At 70.3% G+C, this 549-nt stretch carries 1 pseudogene; it reads left to right on the top strand.

Annotated elements, in window-relative coordinates:
* Positions 1 to 549: pseudogene (locus BG452_RS36450) on the top strand (hypothetical protein); the annotation flags it as partial.

The following is a 549-nucleotide window of genomic DNA, read 5'->3' as shown; positions in this document are numbered from 1 at the left end:
CCCCGGCGGCTTCCGCGGTCACCAGTACGGCGACCACCCCGATCGAGGCCGGGACGGTCGCCGAGATCCTGGCCTCCTGCCTGGGCTCCGAGGCGAAGCAGTACCACCCGGTGATCGCGGTCCGCGCCCCCGTCGCCTCCTCGGACACCGACGGCGTCGTCATCGCCGTCAACTCCGCCGGCCAGTACGTGCAGTGCGAGTCCAAGGGCCACCAGGGCAAGAGCAGGTCCGTCCCCGCGACGTTCATCAACGACCGCCTGTGGGGCACCGGCCACCTGGTCGAGTTCTTCGACAACTTCGCCTCGCCGACCGGAGGCGGCCAGTACCTCTCGCTGGGCGCCGGCCACTACACACCCGACGTCGCCAAGATCACCATCAGCTACGGCGACGACCCGACGCAGTACCCGGCCGTCATGGCCGGCGGCGCCTTCGCCTACACCGCGGCCGTCACCACCGGCCACGACGCGCACCCCTTCCCGCCCTCCCCCTACGTCCACGCCTACAACGCGGACGGCAAGGAGATCTACAACCAGAAGACCCAGCCCAACG

This window comes from Streptomyces sp. CBMA123 (assembly GCF_014596465.1).
In the GTDB taxonomy this organism is placed as follows: domain Bacteria; phylum Actinomycetota; class Actinomycetes; order Streptomycetales; family Streptomycetaceae; genus Kitasatospora.
The sequence above is the reverse complement of the archived record's forward strand: the minus strand, read 5'-3'. Positions and strand labels throughout refer to the sequence as shown.